Source organism: Actinoallomurus liliacearum (assembly GCF_039542035.1).
GTDB classification, from domain to species: Bacteria; Actinomycetota; Actinomycetes; order Streptosporangiales; family Streptosporangiaceae; genus Actinoallomurus; species Actinoallomurus liliacearum.
Map to the genome: position 1 here is coordinate 128,305 of NZ_BAABHJ010000005.1, position 21,280 is coordinate 149,584.

General features: G+C 74.1%; 16 protein-coding genes. 10 read left to right on the plus strand and 6 right to left on the minus strand.

The window, feature by feature from the left end:
- Positions 1-286: 286 nt before the first annotated feature.
- Together ABD978_RS08310 and ABD978_RS08315 are read left to right on the plus strand one after the other, a co-directional pair.
- Positions 287-3,361 (plus strand): AfsR/SARP family transcriptional regulator, encoded by a 3,075-nt coding sequence (locus tag ABD978_RS08310; protein ID WP_345351008.1) that lies wholly within the window; start codon positions 287-289, stop codon positions 3,359-3,361.
- A gap of 38 nt (positions 3,362-3,399) precedes the next feature.
- Positions 3,400-4,590, plus strand: coding sequence for an FAD-dependent monooxygenase (locus ABD978_RS08315; RefSeq protein ID WP_345351011.1), 1,191 nt, complete (start codon positions 3,400-3,402; stop codon positions 4,588-4,590).
- Between the two features lie 104 nt (positions 4,591-4,694).
- On the opposite strand, the gene ABD978_RS08320 is transcribed toward ABD978_RS08315, so the two are convergent.
- The 3 genes from ABD978_RS08320 to ABD978_RS08330 all read right to left on the minus strand — a co-directional run bounded on the left by ABD978_RS08320 (position 4,695) and on the right by ABD978_RS08330 (position 7,545).
- Positions 4,695-5,546 (minus strand): SDR family NAD(P)-dependent oxidoreductase, encoded by an 852-nt coding sequence (locus ABD978_RS08320; RefSeq protein WP_345351014.1) that lies wholly within the window; start codon positions 5,544-5,546, stop codon positions 4,695-4,697.
- 155 nt (positions 5,547-5,701) lie between these two features.
- On the minus strand, positions 5,702-6,385 hold the full coding sequence (locus tag ABD978_RS08325; protein ID WP_345351016.1) for a response regulator transcription factor: 684 nt from the start codon (positions 6,383-6,385) through the stop codon (positions 5,702-5,704).
- Entirely contained in the window at positions 6,382-7,545 is a 1,164-nt protein-coding gene (locus ABD978_RS08330; protein WP_345351019.1) for a sensor histidine kinase, read from the minus strand. Before ABD978_RS08330 ends, ABD978_RS08325 begins: the two co-directional genes overlap by 4 nt.
- Before the next feature lie 210 nt (positions 7,546-7,755).
- On the opposite strand from ABD978_RS08330, the gene ABD978_RS08335 reads away from it, so the two are divergent.
- The 3 genes from ABD978_RS08335 to ABD978_RS08345 all read left to right on the plus strand — a co-directional run bounded on the left by ABD978_RS08335 (position 7,756) and on the right by ABD978_RS08345 (position 11,010).
- Complete coding sequence (locus ABD978_RS08335; protein WP_345353653.1) at positions 7,756-8,622, plus strand: ATP-binding cassette domain-containing protein; 867 nt, start codon at positions 7,756-7,758, stop codon at positions 8,620-8,622.
- Positions 8,619-10,160: a DUF1349 domain-containing protein gene (locus ABD978_RS08340; RefSeq protein ID WP_345351022.1), complete on the plus strand. Its 1,542-nt coding sequence runs from the start codon at positions 8,619-8,621 to the stop codon at positions 10,158-10,160. Before ABD978_RS08335 ends, ABD978_RS08340 begins: the two co-directional genes overlap by 4 nt.
- A 73-nt stretch (positions 10,161-10,233) precedes the next feature.
- Positions 10,234-11,010: an ABC transporter permease gene (locus ABD978_RS08345; RefSeq protein WP_345351025.1), complete on the plus strand. Its 777-nt coding sequence runs from the start codon at positions 10,234-10,236 to the stop codon at positions 11,008-11,010.
- Positions 11,011-11,064: 54 nt separating this feature from the next.
- Here ABD978_RS08345 and ABD978_RS08350 read toward each other — a convergent pair whose 3' ends face one another.
- The gene (locus tag ABD978_RS08350; protein WP_345351028.1) at positions 11,065-11,973 is read right to left on the minus strand and encodes a Rossmann-fold NAD(P)-binding domain-containing protein; all 909 of its coding nucleotides are present in this window, start codon (positions 11,971-11,973) and stop codon (positions 11,065-11,067) included.
- Between the two features lie 89 nt (positions 11,974-12,062).
- The gene (locus ABD978_RS08355; protein WP_345351031.1) at positions 12,063-13,283 is read right to left on the minus strand and encodes a serine hydrolase domain-containing protein; all 1,221 of its coding nucleotides are present in this window, start codon (positions 13,281-13,283) and stop codon (positions 12,063-12,065) included.
- A 265-nt stretch (positions 13,284-13,548) separates the two neighbouring features.
- Between ABD978_RS08355 and ABD978_RS08360 the strand changes: the two genes are divergently transcribed.
- Genes ABD978_RS08360 through ABD978_RS08370 form a run of 3 tightly spaced genes read left to right on the plus strand, consistent with a single transcriptional unit; the run spans position 13,549 to position 17,130 of the window.
- On the plus strand, positions 13,549-14,436 hold the full coding sequence (locus tag ABD978_RS08360; RefSeq protein ID WP_345351034.1) for a fumarylacetoacetate hydrolase family protein: 888 nt from the start codon (positions 13,549-13,551) through the stop codon (positions 14,434-14,436).
- A gap of 34 nt (positions 14,437-14,470) precedes the next feature.
- A complete protein-coding gene (locus ABD978_RS08365; protein ID WP_345351038.1) occupies positions 14,471-14,917 on the plus strand; it encodes a hypothetical protein in 447 nt (148 codons plus the stop codon).
- Between the two features lie 23 nt (positions 14,918-14,940).
- The gene (locus tag ABD978_RS08370) at positions 14,941-17,130 is read left to right on the plus strand and encodes a sensor histidine kinase (protein WP_345351041.1); all 2,190 of its coding nucleotides are present in this window, start codon (positions 14,941-14,943) and stop codon (positions 17,128-17,130) included.
- Between the two features lie 86 nt (positions 17,131-17,216).
- On the opposite strand, the gene ABD978_RS08375 is transcribed toward ABD978_RS08370, so the two are convergent.
- The gene (locus tag ABD978_RS08375) at positions 17,217-17,822 is read right to left on the minus strand and encodes a response regulator transcription factor (RefSeq protein ID WP_345351044.1); all 606 of its coding nucleotides are present in this window, start codon (positions 17,820-17,822) and stop codon (positions 17,217-17,219) included.
- Between the two features lie 109 nt (positions 17,823-17,931).
- Between ABD978_RS08375 and ABD978_RS08380 the strand changes: the two genes are divergently transcribed.
- Together ABD978_RS08380 and ABD978_RS08385 are read left to right on the plus strand one after the other, a co-directional pair.
- Positions 17,932-18,666: an ABC transporter ATP-binding protein gene (locus tag ABD978_RS08380; RefSeq protein WP_345351047.1), complete on the plus strand. Its 735-nt coding sequence runs from the start codon at positions 17,932-17,934 to the stop codon at positions 18,664-18,666.
- Positions 18,663-21,152: an ABC transporter permease gene (locus ABD978_RS08385; RefSeq protein ID WP_345351050.1), complete on the plus strand. Its 2,490-nt coding sequence runs from the start codon at positions 18,663-18,665 to the stop codon at positions 21,150-21,152. Before ABD978_RS08380 ends, ABD978_RS08385 begins: the two co-directional genes overlap by 4 nt.
- The last annotated feature ends 128 nt before the right edge of the window (positions 21,153-21,280 follow it).

The window sequence follows — 21,280 nt, forward strand, 5'->3', positions numbered from 1 at the left end:
GCGGCAGAAAAGTAAAGCCATGGCATCTCCGTTTCTCCGGGTGCCAAAAAAGACATCCCCGTGATCATCGATCGTCCCCCTCCTCGTGACGTCAGCGTAAATCGCGACAACGCTCCGCTAACCGGGTATCGACGGATTGGTGAGTTTGCCGGGGGATTCGGCCATTCATCGGTGATGCGAAGGCATGACCCATGAGGAACATGAGCCCTGAGGGGCGCGACCCCCCGAATGCGGTTCACGATCGCGGGGTACCCGGCACTCCCGGCCGACCGGGACAATCGACGGCATGCGGTTCGGCATCCTGGGTCCCTTGGAGGTACGGTCCGCCGACGGTGCGGCGATCCCCGTCGGCGGCCCCCGCCCGCGCGCGCTGCTGGTGCTGCTCCTCCTGCACGCGGGCCGGGTGGTCGGCATGGACCGGCTGGTCGACGGCCAGTACGGCGACGAGCCCCCGGCCGGCGCCGTCAACGCGGTCCAGGCGCAGGTGTCCCGGCTGCGGCGTCACCTGCCGCCGGGGGCGCTGGAGTTCGACGGGACCGGCTACCGGCTGGCGGTCGACCCCGACGACGTGGACGCGCACCGTTTCGAGCGGCTGGCCCGCGACGGACGCGGGCTCCTGAACGCGGGCGCGTACGCGGACGCCGCCGCGGCCCTCCGCCGCGCGCTCGACCTGTGGCGCGGTCCGGCGCTGGCCGACCTGCCCCACGCGGACGCCGACCGGGCCCGGCTGGAGGAGCTGCGGCTCGCCACGGCGGAGGACCTCATCGAGGCCCAGCTCGCGCTGCCCGACCGCGCACCGGTCGCCGAGCTGCGGCGGCTGGTCGCCGAGCATCCCCTGCGGGAACGGCTCCGCGGGCAGCTGATGCGCGCCCTGCACGCGGCGGGGCGGCCCGCCGAGGCGCTGGCGGTCTTCGAGGAGACCCGGCACCTGCTCGCCGACCAGCTCGGCGTCGACCCCTCCCCGGAGCTGTCGGCGATCCAGCTCGCCGTCCTGCGCGCGCAGCAGCCGGACACGGTGCCGCGGCGGCGGCCGACGGCACAGCTCACGAGCTTCGTCGGACGCGACCGCGAGCTCACGCGGCTCGACGCGCTGCGCGACGCACGGCTGATCACCATCATCGGACCCGGCGGCGCCGGCAAGACCCGGCTGGCGATCGAGGCGACGGCCCGCGACGGGGCCGAGGTCGTCTTCGCCGACCTGTCCCCGGTGGAGGACGACGACCAGGTGCCGCACGCGGTCCTCGGCGCGCTCGGCCTGCGCGAGACGGGCCTGCAGTCGCTGGAGGCGCCGGATCCGGTCGGGCGCCTGGTCGCGGCGATCGGGGACCGGGAGCTGCTGCTGGTACTCGACAACTGCGAGCAGGCCGTCACCGGCGCCGCCGCGCTGGCCCGCCGGTCGCTGGGCGAGTGCCCGCGTCTGAGAGTCCTGGCGACGAGCCGGGAGCCCCTCGGGATCACCGGTGAGACGCTCGTGCCGCTCGGGCCCCTGGACGTCCCGCCGTCGTCCTGCGCGCCCGCCGACGTGCCGGACTACCCGGCCGTCCGGCTGTTCGCCGACCGGGCGGCGGCCGTCCGGCCCGGCTTCGAGGTCGGGCCGGACAACGCGGAGGCGGTCGCGCGGATCTGCGCCGCGCTCGACGGGCTGCCGCTCGCCGTCGAGCTCGCGGCGGCCCGGTTGCGCACCTTCCCCGTCGAGGAGATCGCCCGCCGCCTCGCCGAGGACGACCGGTTCCGGCTGCTGTCGCGCGGCGACCGCACCGCGGCGGCCCGGCACCAGACGCTGCGCGCCGTGGTCGAGTGGAGCTGGGACCTGCTCACGCCGGACGAGCGGGCGGTGGCCCGGCGCTTCTCCGTCTTCTCGGGCGGCGCGTCACCGGACGCCGTCGAGGCGGTCTGCGGCGACGACGCGGGGGACACGCTGGCCGACCTGGTGGACAAGTCGTTCGTCGAGTCGGACGGCGTCCGCTATCGGATGTTCGAGACGATCGGCCTGTTCTGCGCCGAGCGCCTGGCCGAGACCGACGAACGGCAGCGGACCCGGGCTGCCCACGCCCGGCACTTCCTGGGCTTGGCCGAGCGGGCCGACCCTCACCTGCGCCGCGCCGAGCAGCTCGACTGGCTGGCCCGGCTCTCCGCCGACCACGAGAACCTGATGGCCGCCGTGCGCTGGTCCGTACGCCACGATCGGGAGACGGCCCTCCGGCTGGTCGCCGCCCTCGGGGCGTACGGCTGGCTGAGCGGACGGCGTGGCGAGACGCGCAAGCTGGCCGCCGAGCTCCTCGAGACGCCGGTCGAGGGATTCGAGGAGGAGTACGTCGCCTGCGTCGTGCAGGCCGTGCCGCGGATCGACCCGGAGCACTGGAAACGGGCCGAGTCGATCGTACGGTCCTGGGACCGGCCGCTGCGGTATCCGTTCACCGCGATCATGTGGGGGATGACCGCCGGACCGCCCGGACCGTCCGGCGCGAACGAGCGCATGCTCGGCGGCGATGATCCCTGGAACCAGGCCCTGGGCGTGTTCAGCATCGCCCTGATCACGGTGCTGGGCGGCGATCCGGCCAAGGGCGAACGCGGGCTCGAGGACGCGCTGGGCCGCTTCCGCTCGCTCGGCGAACGGTGGGGGACCGCGCAGGCGCTGGACTGGCTGGCCGTGATCGCGGCCCGCCGCGGTGAGTGGGCCCGCGCCCGCGACCTCTGGCAGGAGGCGATCGCGCTGTTCGACGAGCTGGGCGCCGACGAGGAGGTCGTCGACGTGCTCGTCCACCGCGCCGAGGGGCTCACCCGGGAGGGCGACCTGCCCGCCGCCGTCGCCGACGTCGACCGCGCGGAGGAGCTGTCCCGCCGGGCGGGCCGGGCGGACGCGCCCGCGGCGGTGCACCTCGGCCGGGCGGAGATCGCGCGGTTCCGCGGCGACCTCACCGAGGCCCGCCGCCACCTCGACGAGGCCCTCCGCATCGCCGGGAACGCCGGCTTCGGCATCGAGGCGACCCAGCCGTGGGCGTACACCGCGCTGGGGCGGCTCGCCGAGGCCGAGGGCGACGACGACGCGGCGCGGACCTGGCACCGGCGCGCCGTCGCCGCCGCGCGCGAGTCCCCGATCGCCGTCGACCTCGCCGACGCCGTGACCGGCCTGGCCGGCCTCGCCGTACGGGACGGCGCGGGCGAACACGCCGCGGTCCTGCTCGGCGCGGCGGTCGCGCTGCGCGGAACGACCGTCGCCCGCGACCGGGACGCCGACCTGGCCGCCGCCGGTGCCCGCGACCTCGTCGGCGCGGACGTGTTCGCGGCGGCGTTCGCGCGCGGCGCCGCGATGTCCCGCGCGGAGGCGCTGACAGTCGTGGACGAGACTGTCAGCGGATAGCGGACGGGCTGTCAACGGGCCCCGCGAGAGTCGGGGACATGAAGAACACGACAGTCCTCATCTCCGGCGCGAGCATCGCCGGCCCCGCCCTCGCCCACTGGCTGGAGCGCTACGGCTGCACCGTCACGATCGTCGAGAAGGCGCCCGCGCTGCGCCCCGGCGGGCAGGCCGTCGACTTCAAGGGCGAGACCCACATGAAGGTCCTGGCGCGCATGGGCATCCTCGACGAGGTGCGCCGCCGCCAGACCGGCGGGCACGACACCACCTTCATCGACGCGGACGGCCGGCCGCAGGCGGTCATGCCCGGCGAGTTCAGCGGCGGCGAGATCGAGATCGGCCGCGGTGACCTGGCCGCCCTCCTGTACGAGCGGACCGCGGCGCGGTGCGAGTACGTCTTCGGCGACTCGATCACCTCGCTGACCGAGACGGCCTCCGGCGTCCACGTCACCTTCGAGCGCGGCGCGCCCCGCACCTTCGACCTGGTGGTCGGCGCGGACGGCATCCACTCCAACGTCCGCCGCCTGGCCTTCGGCCCCGAGGAGGACTACGTGCGCTTCCTCGGCCACTACTACGCGCTCGCCGACGCCACCGCGCCAGGCGCCCCGGCGCAGAGCGTGATTTACAACGAGCCCGGCCGCATGGTGTCGCTCTGGGGGAACAAGGCGCGGGCGTTCTTCGTCTTCGCCTCCGAACAGTTGCAGTACGACCGCTGGGACACCGACCAGCAGAAACGGCTCCTCGCCCGCGCCTACGAGGGCGCGCGGTGGAGGGTGCCCGAGATCATCGCCGCGACGTCCGGCGCCCCGGAGTTCTACCTCGACTCGATCAGCAGGGTCGAGATCGACCACTACGCCAAGGGACGGGTCGTGCTGCTCGGCGACGCCGCGTACGGCAACACCCTGGGCGGCTTCGGCACCGGCCTGGCCATCGTCGGCGCGTATGTCCTGGCAGGGGAGCTGGCGGCGGCAGGCGGCGACCATCGGGTGGCGTTCCAGCGGTACGAGGAGGAGTTCCGCGGCTACGCCAAGATCGCGCGCAAGGGCAACGCCGGGCCGTTCCTCGCCCCGCCGACCCAGGGCCGGATCAGGATGCGCAACCAGATGTTCAAGCGCCGCTTCCTGCTCAAGTCGCTGCTGTGGATGACCGACAGGTTCGCCACCAACATCGACCTCAAGGACTACCCGGCCCCCGCCGAGCCCTCAAACGGCCGGCCGCCCGTGCGCCGATGACCGCCTCCGGCTCGTACGCCGCGGACTCCAGCGCCAGGGTCCCTCGGACCGGGTCGTACGTGTCGAGGGCCCCGGCGCGCCGGGGCCCTCGCCAGGGGCTGGGGTCACCGGCCTTCGTGATCGAGGTTGCCGTGAGCCTCGGCCGAAAGGTCCTGTCCGTCGGCCCACGTCTTGAGCCGGACGGCGTAGGCCTGCTGGATCATCGGATAGAACCCCTGGCCGAACAGCACCCGCAGGGGCGGGTCGTCGGAGTCGGCGATCTTGAGAAGTGTCCGGGCCGCGGCGGCCGGGTCGCCGGCGGGCTGCTTGCCCGTGGCCGCGGCGAGACGCCGGCGGAGACCGTCGTAGGCCGGGTTGAGCTCGGCCATGTGACCGTTGGCGAGGGGATCGGGGTTCTTGCCGGACCGGGTGGCGAACCCGCCGGGCTCGATCACGGTCACCTTGATGCCGAAGTCGGCGACCTCGCCGGCGAGGGCTTCGTTCAGGCCCTCCAGTGCCCACTTGGAGGCGTGGTACGCGCCGCCGAGCGGCATCGCGATGAGGCCGGCGGCCGAAGACAACTGAATGATGTGCCCTGAGCCCTGCTCGCGCAGGTAGGGCAGTGCGGCCTGAACGACCCACACCGCGCCGAACAGGTTGGTCTCCACCTGGTCGCGTAGTTCCTGCTCGGTCAGCTCCTCGATCGCGCCGATCTGGGCGTAGCCGGCGTTGTTGACGATGACGTCGAGACGGCCGAAGTGCTCCTTGGCCCGCTTCACGCCCGCGAAGGCGGCGGCCCTGTCGGTCACGTCCAGTTCGAGCGGGAGCACCGCGTCGCCGTAGGCGGCGACCAGCTCATCCAGGCTTCCGGTGTTCCGGGCGGTCGCGGCCACCTTGTCACCGCGGGACAGGGCGGCCTCGACGAAGTTGCGGCCCAAGCCGCGCGACGAACCGGTGACGAACCAGACCTTGCTCATGACGACGTTCCGTTCTTCCTGCGGTGGCGGCGTTCCAGGGGCGGTCCCTGGTCGTCGCCGTCGGCTGTTACGCCCGTGAGACACCTCCCGCGGCGAGGCTGTGACAGCCGCAGGACGTGACCTGCGTCTCCTCGAACTCGCGTTGACGGTCCCGCTCAGCCGGACCGGGCGGTCGGGGCCTCGTCGACGACGCGGTAGCCCACGCCCGGGGTGGTGGCGATGACGGGCGGGCCGCCCAGCTTCCGGCGCAGCCGGCCGATGGTCACCGTGACCGTGTTGGTGAACGGGTCGGCGTGCTCGTCCCACACCTGTTCGAGCAGGTCCTCGGCGCTGAGGAACGCGGGTGCCGCGCGCAGGAGCGCCTCGAGGACCCCGAACTCCTTGACGGACAGGTCCAGGTGGCGGCCGTCGCGGGTGACGGTGCGCCGCATCGGGTCCAGCTCGATCCCCGCCGCGCGCAGCGTCCGGGCCCGCGCGGCGGGCCGGCGGCGCGCGAGGGCACGGACCCGCAGGACGAGTTCGGGAAAGTGGAACGGCTTGGCGAGGTAGTCGTCGGCCCCCAGGCTCAGCCCGCTGACGCGGTCGCCGGGCGCCCCGGCCGCGGTCAGCATAAGGACCATGGGACGGTCGTCGTCCTCGGTGATCATCTGGCAGATCGTGTCGCCGTGGATGCCGGGCAGGTCACGGTCGAGGACGACGACGTCGTAGGCGTTGCGGTCGAGCTTGGCGGCGGCCTCCAGCCCGTCGTGGGCGGCGTCCACGGCCATGCCCTGGTCGCGCAGCCCCTCGACCAGGACCTCGGCGAGGGACCGGGCGTCCTCGACCACCAGGACCCTCATGCCGGGACCGCGACGGCGAGCGGCAGCGAGACGGCGACGCGCAGGCCGCCGTCCGGGCGGGCGCGCAGGTCCAACGCGCCACCGTGCGCGGTCGCGACGGCCGCGACGATCGACAGGCCGAGCCCGGTGCCGTCGCCCGTACCCGTCCGGTCGGCGCCGAGCCGGCGGAACGGCCGGGCCAGCCCCGCGACCTGCCGCGGGTCGAGGATCTCGCCACCGGTCTCGACGACCAGGTGCCCCGTTCCGCCGTCGTCCGCGGTGGCGACGCGGATCCAGCCTCGATCGTGGTTGTGGCGGATCGCGTTGTCGATGATGTTCTCGACCATGCGGCCCAGCAGCGCCCTGCTGCCCCGTACGGGCAGGTCGCCGCCGAGGGCCTCGTGGACGGTGAGGCCCCTGGCGGCGATGTCGGGGGCCCGGGCGGCCACCGATTCGGACACCAGACCGGCGAGCGACACCGTCGTGCGGTCGGGGAGCTCGCCGTGCTGCGCCCGGGCGAGCGCGAGGAGTCCCTCCAGGAGCCGGTCGATCTCGTCGAGTTCGGTCCGCAGCCGGTCGGCGAGGACGACGGTCCGCGGCGGCGCGGGCTCCGGCTTGGCCATCGCCACGTCGAGCGCGGCCCGCATCGTCGTCAGCGGGGTGCGCAGCTCGTGGGACGCGTCCGCGACGAACCGCCGCTGGGCCGCGAAGGAGTCCTCCAGGCGTTCCAGCAGCTCATCGATGGTGTCGGCGAGATCCTTGACCTCGTCGGCCGGGCCGGGGACGGCCAGCCGCTCGTGCAGGTTGTCGGCGGTGATCCGCCGGGTCGCCGCGGTGATGGTCCGCAGCGGGCGCAGCACGTGGCCCGCGATGACACGCCCCAGCACGATCGACACGACCGCCATGACGGCCAGCGCGATCGCCGCCCCCGCCAGCAGTTGCCGGGTGTTGGCCGCCTGCTGCTCGGTCAGTTGCCGCTGCAGCCAGGCGATCTGCGTCTGGGCCTGGGTCAGCGCGCTTCCGGCAGGGGCCGGCTCCGGACCGGGCGCCACCGTGGAGACCCGCGTCGGGCTCAGGGCCACGCCCCCGGCGATCGCCAGCAGGACCGCTCCGGACAGGAAGAAGACGACGCCGTACAGGGCGGTGAACCGCGCCCGTACGGTGCGGATCCGCATCCTCATGGTGCCCTCCCCGACATCCGTTCCCGCGCCGGGAACAGCATGCCGGGCCGGGCCTAACAGCGGAATAACAGCGCCCGTTCGGCCCCCGTTACGGCGTCCGGTCCAGGGTCTGTCCCGACCGAGGGAAAGGACGGGACGGTGCGTGGGGAAGCGACCATCGAAGTGAACGGGCTGCGCAAACGGTTCGGGCCGACTCTGGCGCTGGACGGGATGTCGTTCACGGTACGGCCGGGGCGGGTCACCGGTTTCGTCGGGCCCAACGGCGCGGGGAAGTCGACCACCATGCGGGTGGTCCTGGGCCTGGACGCGGCGGACGAGGGCACGGCGCTGATCGGCGGCCGGCCGTACCGGAGCCTGCGCGAGCCCCTGCGCCACGTCGGGGCGCTGCTGGACGCCGCCGCGCTGCAACCGAGCCGGTCCGCCCGCGGACACCTGCTGTGGCTGGCCCGCTCCCAGGGCCTGGGTGCCCGGCGGGTCGACGAGGTGATCGGGCAGGTGGGCCTGCGGTCAGCGGCCCGGCGGAAGGCGGGCGGCTTCTCGCTGGGCATGCGGCAGCGGCTCGGGATCGCCGCCGCGTTGCTCGGCGACCCGCCGGTGCTCATGCTCGACGAGCCGGTCAACGGCCTCGACCCCGAGGGGATCGTCTGGATCCGCGGTTTTCTGCGGTCGCTGGCCGCCGAGGGCCGCGCGGTGCTGGTGTCCAGCCACCTGATGAGCGAGTTGCAGGGCACCGCCGACCACCTCATCGTGGTGGGGCGAGGACGGGTCATCGCGGACACCGGTGTCGCGGAACTGATCGCCGCCGCCTCGCGCGGTCGCGTCACCGTGCGCACCCCGGTGCCGGAGCGGGCGATGCGGGCCCTGACCCAGGCGGGTGCAGCCGTGACCGTCACCGAGCGCGACTCGATCACCGTCTCCGGGCTGCCGGGCGAGCGGATCGTGGCGGTCCTCACCGCGAACTCGGTGCCGTTCTCCGAGGTCGTGACCCAGCGCGCGACGCTCGAGGAGGCCTACATGGAGCTGACCCGCGACGCGGTCGAGTTCCAGGCCGTCGCGGGCCGGGAGGCGGTCCGATGACCTTCGCGTACGGCTCCCGGAGCTTCGCGCGGCTCTCGTACGCGGAGTGGACCAAGTTCCGTACGGTCCGGGGCTGGGTGCTCGGCATGGCGGTCGCGGTGCTGGTCACCGTGGGCCTCGGGCTCTTCTCCGCGTCCGGCAGCCACTCCTCCTGCGGCGGACCGGACGACGTCTGCCCCGCCGTGCCGATCGGCCCGGACGGCGAGGCGGTCGACGACAAGTTCTACTTCGTTCACCGGGCGCTGGGCGGAGACGGCTCCATCACTGTCCGCGTGACCTCCATGACCGGCCAGGTCCGGCTGCCGGACGCCACCCCCGGCGTCCGGCGGGTCACCTCCAAGGTCGAGCCGTGGGCGAAGGCCGGCGTGATGATCAAGGACGGCACCCGTCAGGGCGCGGCCTACGCGGCGCTGATGGTCACCGGTGGGCACGGGGTCCGGATGCAGCACGACTTCACCCACGACACGGCCGGCAGCCGGAGCGGTGTCTCGAAGGCGGCCCCGCGCTGGCTGCGGCTCACCCGCGCGGGCGACGAACTGACCGGCTATGAGTCGGCCGACGGCACGCGCTGGGTGAAGGTCGGCACGGCGCGTCTGGCCGGGCTGCCGTCCACCGTGCGGGTCGGGCTGTTCGCCGCCTCCCCCGGAGACCTGACGGTGACCCAGGCCGATCTCGGCGGGGCCGTCGCGGCGTCGCGCTTCGCCCAGGCCACCGCGGTCTTCGACCACGTCGGCCTCCAGGGCGGGACGCCCGGCGGCTCGTGGCGCCACGACGACATCGGGGCGGCGAAGGAACCCGACGGGGAGATCCACCATCCGGGCGGAGTCGTCCAGGCAGGCGGCACCTTCACCGTGACCGGCGTCGGCGACATCGCCCCCCGTACGGACGGCCAGACCGTCGAGAAGACCCTCTCCGGGCTGCTCGCCGGACTGATCGTCGTGATCGTGGTCGCGGTGGTGTTCGTCACCGCGGAGTACCGGCGGGGGCTGATCCGTACGACTCTGCTCGCCGGTCCCCGGCGTGGCCGCGCGCTGACGGCGAAGGCCCTCGTGATCGCCGCGGTGACGTTCGCGGCCGGGCTGGTCGCCGCCGGTGTCACGGTCCCGCTCGGCGCGCACATCCTGCGCGCCAACGGCAACTACATCCTGCCGGTCGGCTCGCTCACCGAACTGCGCGTCGTGGCGGGCACCGCCGCACTGCTCGCCGTCAGTGCCGTCCTCGCCCTCGCGCTCGGCACCGTGTTCCGGCGCAGCGCCGTGGCGATCACCGGCGCGATCGCGCTGGTCATCCTGCCCCGCATCCTCGCGACCACCTCGGTCCTGCCCGTCGAGGCGTCGCGGTGGCTGCTCCGGGTGACCCCGGCCGCCGGGTTCGCGATCCAGCAGAGCATCCCGGCGTACTCGCAGGTCACGGCGTTCTACTCACCGCAGGCCGGCTACTACCCCCTGGCGCCGTGGGCCGGCTTCGCCGTCTCCTGCGGATACGCCGCCCTCGCCCTCGGCCTGGCAGTCCTCGTCCTGCGCCGGAGGGACGCGTGACCTCCATGAGCGAGCGAAGCGAGCGAATCATAAGCGCAGCAACCTGGATCACTGCTCCGACGAAGGAGGGCACGTGAAACGGGAACTGCGCGCGGAGTGGACGAAACTGCGGACCCTGCCGAGCACCGGCTGGCTGCTGGTCGCCGTCGTCGCGCTGACCGTCGCGGTGAGCGCCGCCGCGACCGCGACCGTGTCGTGCCCGTCGACAGGGTGCCGGTACGACGCGCCGAAGGTCGGACTGTCCGGAGTGCAGGCGGGCCAGGCGATCGTCGTCATTCTGGCCGTGCTCTCGGCCGCCGGGGAGTACGGCACCGGCATGATCCGCACCACGCTGACCGCGATGCCGCGCCGCACCGCCGTCCTGGCGGCCAAGGCGACGATGGTCACCGCCCTCACCTCGGCCGCGGGGACGGTCGCCGTCCTCGGATCCGTGCTCGCGGCACGGCTCATCCTGCCCGGCAACGGATTCACCGCCGCGCATGGGTACCCGCCCCTGTCCCTGGCCGACGGGCCGACGCTCCGGGCGGCGGCCGGTTCCGTCCTGTACCTCGCGCTGATCGCGCTGCTCGCCCTCGGGGTCGCCACCGCCGTGCGCGACTCGGCGACGGCCATCGGTCTGGTGTTCGGCCTGCTGTACGTCCTGTCGGTGCTGCCGTATCTGATCACCGACCCGGACTGGGGCAGGTTCCTCTGGCGGATCTCGCCGATGAACGCGGGGCTCGCCGTGCAGTCGACCGTCCACCTGTCGAGCCTTCCCCTCGGCCCATGGGCGGGTCTGGGCGTGCTCGCCGCCTGGGCCGGTACCGGGCTCCTCACCGGGGGCCTCCTGTTCCGGCTGCGCGACGCGTGAGGTGGTGGCCACCGCCGACCGGCCATCGCGGCGAGGGCCCGGCTTCGGGGGCCCTCAGCGGCTCGACGGGTCCGCGCGGACGACGACGGCGGCGATCGGCATGGCCGGGTTCTGCCGGCCGAGCAGCGACAGGGAGAAGCCGTGCTCGGGCACCCGGCCGCCGAGCGCCTCCGGCTCGACCTGTACACCTTTGGCCGTCAGGTCCGCGGTGACCTCGGCGTAGCCCCGGCCGAGGAGCTGTACGTCCTCGAACCAGGCGGTGCCCGACACGCCCATGAAGCTGATCACCAGCGTGGTGAGCCGGGAGTCCTCGTCGAAGGTGAGGATCAGGCCGTGGTCGAAGTACCAGTCCTGCGCCGTGCCGCCGTAGGGCGGGACGCTCTGCAGGGCGGGGCCGAGCAGGGCGCGGAGCTCCTGGCGCGACTGCCCGAGCCGTACCGTCTCGGTGCCCTGGCCGGAGACCAGCCGGTGCTTCGTGATGGGCGCGACCTCGGGTTCGTCGGACATGTCGGGCTCGTCGCCGGGATCGCCGGCGAACACGCCCACCGAGCCGACCTCATCGTCTCCGTTCCGGGTCAGGGCGAAGCCGGCCTCGGGCACCCGGTGCCCCTCGTCGTCGCCGACCACATCGAGGCCGTGGGCGGTCAGCTCCGCGACGACGTCGTCGTACGGGCGGCCGGTGAGCGCGATCCCGTCGAAGCCGACCGGTGCGCGAGAGCCCGGCTCGAGGTAGTACAGCCGGTCGTGGGCGTCGAAGAAGGCGATGAGGTCGCCCGCGAGGTAGTGGTCGCAGATCCCGACGTCCCAGGCGGCCTTGCGGAAGGGCCGGACCTCACCGAGGTCGTCGCCGAACCGCTTCGCGAAGTCGGCGGCGATCTCGTCGCGCCGCGCGCCGAACCGGACGTCCACCCCGAACCCGCTGATGCCCGCGAAGGGCCTGATCTCCCATGCCGAAGCGTTCATCCGGACAGTGATAGCAGCATTGTTCCGGCGCGGCACCGGACTCGCGTCGCGTCGCCGGTCCCGAGCCTAGCCGCGTTCCAGGCCGGCTCTCACCCACCCCTCCGGACGAGCCGCAGGATTCGCTCGGCCGGACCGAGGAACAGCGCGCCGGCGATGAACACGGCGCACGACATCGGGACGATGAGGAGCAGGTCGGTAAGGGGGTAGTTCGACCACGGCCCTCCATCACCGGCCTGCTGCAGGAGGAGGAATGCGGCGGCCGGGGGGCTGATCAGCACGATCGACCTGCGTCCGACAGGTGAACTGAGGGCGAGCACACCGGCGACCACGGCTGCGGAGCGGACGGTCGTATCGCGAAGCGCCGAGAAGGCCAAATCGGGGATGACGTCCGGCAGCAATTCGACGATCATCCCGGTGGCCAGCAGGATTCCCGCTGCGGCGAGCAGGGTCTTGTTCCGGCGCAGGACCCCCACACCATGGCGCGGGCCCGGCCGGACGGCGAGACCACCGACGGCGACCACGCCCAGCAGCGGCCACCAGATCGCCATCACCGCCGCCGTCGCGTCGTAGCGCAGGTACTGATTCCCGACGATCACGGCCCACCAGGCGACCGCCGCCACGGCCGTGACGCCGGCGGAGCGCCGCGCGCCCCACAGCGCGAGAACGGCGACCAACGGCCAGATCGCCCAAGCGGACCAGTCGGGGTGCGCCCTCGTGAAGGGGAACGCGGACCAGTCCAAGGACCGCCATTCGATGGCGAGCCGGACGGCGTTGAGGCTCATGATCAGCGGGATCAACACGCCCGCCACGGCGCAGGCGTCCCGCCAGCCCGTGCCGGCCGCCGCAGCGACCGCGCGGGTCGCTCGGACCTGGAGACCACCACGGACGAGGTCGCCGGTCTCCCGGAGGGTGGGCCGGGCCTGCCCTGGCCGGGCGGCCTCGATCGCGGCCGGGTGCGGCTGGGCGAACGTCGTGGCGGTCATGCCCAGCGGCCGCAGGACGTGCTCGTCGACGTACCGCGCGAAGGGCTTCCCGGACGCGACCTCGACGAGGTACCCCGCCAGGGCGGTTCCGTAGTTGTCGTAGGAGACGACGGTGCCCGGCGGGCGTACCCGCGCGGGCTGCCGCTCCGCCAGGTTCCGGCCGAGGGACTCGATGTCGGCCGGATCCGCCTCGGCCGCGCCGACGATGTCGTCGTCGAAGCCGGCCGTGTGGGTCAGGAGGTTCTCCAGCGTGACGGGCCGGCGACCGACTCGGCGTCGTCCGTGGCGCCCCAGCCGAAGCGCCAGCCCGAGCCCGCGACGGCCCACGAGCCGAAGCCCACACGGGTGATGTCCATGCCGGTCCGGCCGAGCGGGAGGGTGGGAAGGTGACTGTTGGTCATGCCGGCGTGCTCCTCGAGCGGTGGGGTCCGGGCCTGCGCCCGGTGCCGGATCTCCCGGCGCGCACCACTCTGGTCACCGGCCGCCGGGCCACCCAGGGCTCTGCGCAGCCTGGGTCCGGCAGGACCAGGCTGGACCGCACCACCCGTGGCCGCCTACGTTGCAGGCGTAGCGACGTGAAGCGAGGAACGACGTGCACATTGTCCGTTTCGTGCCGACCGCCGGAGACCGCCCGCTGGTGGGGGTCTCCGACGGGTCGACCGTCACCGAGCTGACCGGAGGCCTCGGCGAGCTGCTCCGGCTGCCCGCCGCGGAGCTGCGGGACCGTTGCCTCGCGGCGGCCGGCCCCCGGCACGACGCCACCGCCGTACGGGTGCTGCCGCCGGCGGACGGGCGGATGGAGGTCTGGGCGGCGGGCGTCACCTACCGGCGCTCCCGCGAGGCGCGGATGACCGAGAGCGAGCGGTCGGCCGACGTGTACGAGCAGGTGTACGACGCCGAGCGTCCGGAGCTGTTCTTCAAGTCCGCGGCCTGGCGGGTGACCGGAGCCGGCGAGCACGTCGCGATCCGCGCCGACTCCGCGATCGACGTGCCCGAACCCGAACTCGGCCTGGTGCTCAACCGGCACGCCGAGATCGTCGGGTACACCGTCGTGAACGACATGAGCTCCCGCACCATCGAGGGCGAGAACCCGCTGTACCTGCCGCAGGCCAAGACCTACCTGGGCGGGTGCGCGGCCGGCCCCGCCGTACGTCCCGCCTGGGAGGTCCCCGACCCATACACCCTGGACATCGAGCTCACGATCCGGCGCGACGGCGACGTGGCGTGGGCGGGCCGGGCGAGCACCGGGCAACTGCACCGCAGGCTCGACGACCTCGTCGGGTACCTGTTCCGCGCGGACGCGTTCCCGGACGGCGCCATCCTCGCCACCGGCACCTGCCTGGTCCCCGAGCTGCCGTTCACCCTGGCGGGCGGCGACGAGATCGCCATCACGATCGCCGAGATCGGCACGCTCACGAGCACGGTGGTCGTGGGCAGGGACCCGATGGCGTGGCTCGCCGAGGACGGCGCACCGCGCTGAGCTCCGGAAACCGGATTTCCCAGGTGATCGGAAGATGAAAGACTGGCGGGCCGCGGCGGGGGCCGCGGATGACGTACGAGGGGGATGGTGTCACGATGGGCAAGCACAGCGCACCCCCGACCGGCAGGACCTGTCCGGTCTGCAGGGGCACCGGCAAGAACAGCGCGCAGCAGGACTGCGGCTCGTGCGGCGGAAGGGGAACGACGTGAGCTACCCGCCGGCCGGCTGTGGCTACCAGGTCCTTTACATCGACCGCGCGGGGCGTCGCGCCGAGTCGCCGCTCTTCGCCGACGAGTACGCCCTGGGCGACTGGTTCCGGGCGAAGACGGACTCCGGCGAGATCGACCGGGAGGCCGAGGCCGAGGGCCGCCCGGGCGGGTTCCGCGTCTACTGCGTGACCGAGGGCCGGCGCGTCGAGATCGACCATCTCCACCCGCGGCTCGTGCACGGACGCCTGAACCGGCGAGCGCAACGAGCCTGACCCGGCTCCTCCCGTTTCCTCCCATGACCCTCCAGCGTTCGTCGTACGCCAGGCCCGTGCTCGGTCCGCGCCTGGCCCGGTTGATCGTCACGGTCGTCCTTGCCGCCTTCGCCTGCGTGTACGTCCTGGCCGCGCCGTTCCGGACGGGCGACGCCCCGCGCGCCGTCGGCACGGTGGTGGTCACCGTGCTCCTGTTCGTGTCACTGCTCGCGTGGGTGCTGCCCGGCGCGGCGAGGTTCCGCGGCGTCGCGCTCGCGACGGCCCAGGCGCTCCTGGCGTGCCTCGACGTGCTCGTGTTCGGCACGTCCGTCGGGATCCTCGCGTTCGCCGCCGGGCCGCTGCTGCTGGCCTCGTACGCGCTGCCCGCCGCCGCGGTGCTCGCCGGTGGGGTGGTCGTCGCGGTCCTGCGGTTCCCGGACGCGGCCGCCGCGACCGACGCCGCGATCACCCCGGTGCTCGGCGCGCTGGTCGTGTACGGCCTCGTACGGCTGGCCGACCGGGTCGCCGACCTGGCCGCCGCCCGGCCGGCGCTGACGATGGCGGCCGTCGCGCAGGAGCGCCTCCGCATCGCCACCGAGCTGAACACCGGAATCGGGCGCGGCCTGGACGCGATCACGGCCGGGAGCCGCCGCGCCCTCGACGATCCCGCAGAGCTGGACGAGGTCCTCCGCGTGGCCCGCCGTTCGCTCGCCGACGCGCGGGCGGCGGCCGCCGACTTCCGCTCCAGGTCGCTCGCGCCCGAGGCCACGGCGGCGCGGGCGCTGCTGGCGGCCGCCGGGATCGAGGCGGAGGTCCGCACCGACCACGAGGAACCGCTCGGCTCGGCGGGCGCGCTGCTGGCCACCGTGCTGCGCGAGGCCGTCACCGCGGTCGTACGCCAGGGCACGGCGACCCGGTGCGCCATCGAGACCGCCGAGCGGGACGGGCAGGTCCGGCTCCGGGTGAGCAACGACGGCCCGCCCACCGCGGCGCGCGGCGAGGAGGGCCTCGCCGCGGCCGCCGAGCGGGTCGAGGCGGCCGGCGGCACGCTCACCACGGGTCTCGGCGCGGACGGCCGGTTCACCGTCGAGGCGACGATCGCGGCCACCCCGCGTCCCGTCAGCGTCCCCGACCCCACGGCGTACGGCCTGTCGGTGACCCTCCTCGCGGTGGTGGTGGCGGGCTTCTGCGTCAAGGGCCTCCTGCACGTCCCCTGGGACGCGGGCCTGCCCGTGGCCGTGCTCGGGATGGCGCTCCTCGCGGTCCTGCAACTGCGCTGGACCGCCGACGCCCCGCCACGGCATCCGTACGCGGTCCTGGCCGGTCAGACGCTGCTCAGCCTCGTGCCGGTGCTCTGGTTCGGCACCGCCTGGCTCGGCGCCGCCGGCTTCCTCGCGGGCACCTTCCTCGTGGCCCTGCCCATCCGGGTCGGCGCGCCGCTCGTGGCGGCGGCGATGGCGGCCACCGGGGCGATGACCGCCGCGCTGTCGCAGGGCCCGGCGCGGATCGTCAACTACACGGTGAGCGTGCTGGTCACGGGCCTCGTGGTGTACGGCCTGGTGCGCCTCGCCCGCCTCGTACGCGACCTGCGGGCGGCCGGCGCGGAGCTGGCCCGGGCGGCGACCGTGCAGGAACGCCTCCGCGCCGCCCGCGACCTGCACGACCTGCTCGGGCACAGCCTCGCCGCGATGCTGCTGAAGTGCGAGCTGGCCCGGAGGCTCGCCGGCGCCGATCCGGCACGCGCCGAGGCCGAGCTGACCGAGGTCGTGGCCATGGCCGAGCGGGCCCGGGCGGACCTGCGCGCCGCCTCCGGCGCCGGGGAGCCGGAGCTGTCGCTGGAGATCGAGGCCGAGTCCGCGCGCTCGGTGCTGACCGCCGCGGGGGTCGAGACCCGGGTCGACCTCGGCCACGGTCCGCTGCCCGCTCCGTCGGCGACGGTGCTGAGCGCGGTGCTGCGGGAGGCGGTGACCAACGTGCTGCGGCACAGCGCCGCCCGGCACTGCGCCATCGTCACGACGAACGAGGCGGGCCTCGTGACCCTCACGGTGGACAACGACGGTCTCGACCCGCGGGCCCGGCGGGAACCGCCGGGCTCGGGGATCGGCAACCTCACGACCCGGCTGGCCGCCGTCGGCGGCAGCCTGACCGCCCGCGCCGACGGCGACGGCGGCTTCCGCCTCCAGGCCCGGCTGCGCCCCGACACCGTGGTCGACGGCGTGCCGAACGCTGGGTGACGGTGATCACGAACCGGGGCGAATGACGCCGGGACGGCGTTCGGCCGGGCCGTTGGCCGAGCTTTCCGTTCGTCCGCGTGGCGGGGTCAGATCCAGCCCGCCTCTTGGGCGATGCGGACGGCGTCGGTGCGGTTCCGGGCGTTCAGCTTGTCGACGACGGCGGTCAGGTAGTTGCGTACGGTCCCGGCCGACAGGTGCAGCCGCTGGGCGATCTCGGGCGCCTCGGCGCCCTCCGCGGCCAGCCGCAGCACGTCCGTCTCGCGCGGGGTGAGCGGGTTGTCGGCGAGGTCCCAGGCCGTCAGCGCGAGGTTCGGGTCCAGCACGCGGCGGCCGGCGGCGACATTCCGGATCCCCGCGATCAGGTCGTCGGGCGGCGCGGTCTTCAGCAGGAACCCGCCCGCGTGCGCGGTGAGCGCCCGGCGCAGGTGACCGGGCTTGCCGTGCCCCGTGAGGATCAGCGTCCGGCACTCCGGAAGCCGCTCGTGCACGGCGGCCGCGGCGGTCAGCCCGTCGGCGCCGGGCATGTCGACGTCGAGCACCGCGACGTCCGGTCGATGGCGCAGCACGGCGGGCAGCACCTGGTCGCCCGCGTCGACCTCGGCGACCACCTCCAGGTCCGGCTCCAGCGACAGCAACGCGGCCAGGGCGCCGCGCACCACGTGGTGGTCGTCGGCCAGCAACACTCTGATCACGGGTCATGTGTACCAGGGGCCTCGTCACGGTCCGGACCATGACGAGGTCATGGTCGGCTCGTGAGCACGTCTCTGGCCCGGGAAACCGCAGTTCACGAGACTTGTCGGCATGGATGACGTCGTGGTGATGAACGCCGTGAGCAAGGTGTACGGCAAGGGCAGGAGCGCGGTGGCGGCGCTGCGCGAGGTGACGACCGGCGTCCCGCGCGGCCGGTTCACCGCCGTGATGGGACCCTCCGGTTCGGGCAAGAGCACGTTCCTGCACTGCGCCGCCGGGCTGGACACGCCGACGTCCGGCACCGTACGGCTCGGCGACACCGAACTGTCCGGGATGAACGAGACGCGGCTGACGGAGCTGCGCCGCCGGAAGGTCGGGTTCGTGTTCCAGGCGTTCAACCTCGTGCCGTCGCTGACGGTCGAGCAGAACATCACCCTCCCGTTGCGGCTGTCCCGGACCCGCGTGGACCGCGGGTGGCTGAAGGAGATCGTCACGCGCGTCGGGCTGGCCGAGCGCGTGGGCCACCGGCCGGCCCAGTTGTCCGGCGGCCAGCAGCAGCGGGTCGCGATCGCCCGCGCCCTCGTGACCCGGCCCGAGGTCGTCTTCGGCGACGAGCCGACCGGTGCGCTGGACACGATGACCGCGCGGGAGGTGCTCGCCCTGCTGCGCGAGACGGTCGACGGGATGGGCCAGACCGTCGTCATGGTCACCCACGACCCGGTGGCCGCGTCGTACGCCGACACGGTGCTGTTCCTCGCCGACGGCCGCATCGCCGACGCGATGGACGCCCCGACGAGCGACAAGGTCGCCGCCCGCATGACGCGACTGGGAGCGTGGAACCGATGATCGGTCTGGTCCTGAACACCCTGCGGCACCGCAAGGCCGGGTTCGCCGGGGCGTTCCTCGCGCTGTTCTGCGCGGCGGCCCTCGTCTGCGCCTGCGGCATCCTCCTGGAGACGGGGCTGCGCGGCACGATCGCCCCCGAGCGGTACGCCGGCGCGCCCGTCCTCGTCACCGGCGACCAGTACGTCCACCAGGACAAGGTGAAGAAGGGCAAGGTCAAGCACAAGGCCAAGGCGCTCGCCGAGCGGGCCTGGCTGCCCGCCTCGACGGTGGACCGGGTCCGTGCCGTGCCGGGCGTGCGCACGGTGGTCACCGAGGTGACCTTCCCGGCCGAGGTGCCGGGCGCCGCGCCGGGGAGCTCGTGGGGGCACGGCTGGGAGTCGGCGGCGCTGACCCCGTTCACCCTCGCGGCCGGCCGGGCGCCATCGGCGGCGGGTGAGGTGGTCGTCGACGCCGCCACCGCGCGTACCGCGCACCTGCGCGTCGGCTCGCGGGTGCCGGTCTCCTCGCCGGCCTCGACCGGCGCGTACCGGGTCGTCGGCGTGACCCGCGAGGCGCTCCCGCACCAGACCGCGATCTTCTTCTCGACCGAGGAGGCGCGACGCCTCGCCGGGCGGCCGGGCTCGGTCAGCGCGATCGGCGTCTTCCCCGCGTCGGGTGCGTCCGGGGCGTCCGCGGTCGCGGAGCGGGTCGCCTCGGCCGTCCAGGGCACGTCCGCGACCGTGCACACCGGCGGCGACCGCGGCCGGACCGAGTTCTGGGACGCGGAGAAGGCACGGATCAAGCTGATCAGCATGGGCGGCGCGCTCGGCGGCACGGCGCTGCTCGTCGCGATCCTCGTGGTCGCCGGCACGTTCGCGCTGTCCATCCAGCAGCGGCAGCGGGAGATCGCGCTGCTGCGCGCCGTGGCCGCCACGCCGCGCCAGATCCGCCAGATGATCGGCCGGGAGGCGCTCATCGTCAGCGTCGGCGCCGGCGCACTCGGCGCGGCCGCCGGGCCGCTCCTGGGCCTGTGGCTGCGCGACCGGTTCCGCGCCCTCGGCGCCCTGCCGCCGACCCTGGACCTGGTGCTCAGCCCGTTCCCGCTGTTCGCGGCCGTGCTGGCCGCCGTTGTGGCGGCCTGGGCCGCGGCGCGCCTGTCCGCCCGCCGGTCGGCGCGGATCCGGCCCGTGGAGGCCCTCGGCGAGGCCGCACTGAGCGGCCCGCGCACCGGGCCCCTCCGAATCCTGGCCGGTCTGGCATTCCTCGCCGGCGGCGTCGTCCTGACCCTCGTCCTGTCGTCGCTGAACACCGAGGCGGCGTCCAGCCCGGTCACCATGCTCACCGCGATCGTCTGGACCACCGCCGTCGCCATCCTCGCCCCGATCGTCGCCCGCACGGCCGCCGCCCTGTGGGGCGCGCCGCTGCGGCTCTCGCCGATCGGCGGCCACCTCGCCGCCGCGAACCTGCGCACCCGCTCCCGCATCGTCGGCTCGGTCATCGCCCCGCTCACGCTGATGGTCGGCCTGACCGGCACGATCCTGTTCGCCCAGACGACCATGGGGCACGCCGCCACCGCCCAGGCCGACGCCGGCACCGTCGCCGACAACGTCCTCGGTCCCAAGGTTCCCGCCGCGGCCGCCGCCGCGCTCCGCCGGACCCACGGCGTCACCACGGTCACCGAGGTCGTGCACAGCACCGTCCGCGTCGGACTGGAGAACTACGGCATCCAGGGCGTCACGCCGGCCGGGCTCTCCCGCACCATGAACCTGGACGTACGTTCCGGCTCCCTGAACGGGCTCGACGCGGGAACCATCGCCGTCAGCAGCACCGCCGCCGACCGGCTCGGCGTGGGCGTCGGCGGCACGGTCCGCATGACGCTCGGCGACGGCACGCCGTTCGCGCCTCGGGTCGTCGCGGTGTACGGCCGCGGCCTCGGCTTCGGCGACCTGACCGTCGCCCACGACCTGCTCGTCGCGCACGTCGACGACCCTCGCGCCGACACGGTGCTGGTCGCCGGCCCGGCCCGGGCGGAGGCCCTGCGGTCGGCCGTCCGGTCCTTCCCGGGCGTCACCGTCCTCGACCAGGCCACGCTGTCGGAGGACAAGGCCGCCGCCGGGGCCGAGGTGAACTACGTCGCCATGGGCCTGATCATCGCCTTCACCGCCATCGCGGTCGTGAACACCCTCGCCATGGCCACCGCCGACCGCGCCCGCGAGCTCGCCCTGCTGCGGCTGGTCGGCACCACCCGCCGGCAGGTCATGCGGATGCTCCGCTGGGAGACCCTGACGGTCGTCGCGACGGCCGTGGTCCTCGGCACGGCCGTCACCCTCGTGACCCTGGCGGCCTTCGGCGCCGGGATGATCGGGTCCGCCGCGCCGTACGTCCCGCCGGTCACGTACCTGGCCGTCATCGGCACTGCCGCCGTGCTCGCGCTGCTCGCGACGGTCCTCCCCGCCCGCCTCGCCCTCGCGGCCCGCCCCGCCGACGCCATCGGCTCCCGCCAGTAACCGCGGCCGACCCGCCGACGCAACCCGCCGACGCGCCGGGCGCGGGCCACAGTGCCCGCCCCCGGCGCGTCGGCGCGCCGGGATTCAGCCATGAGACCTGACCGCGGTCGGCATGCAACACAGGGATT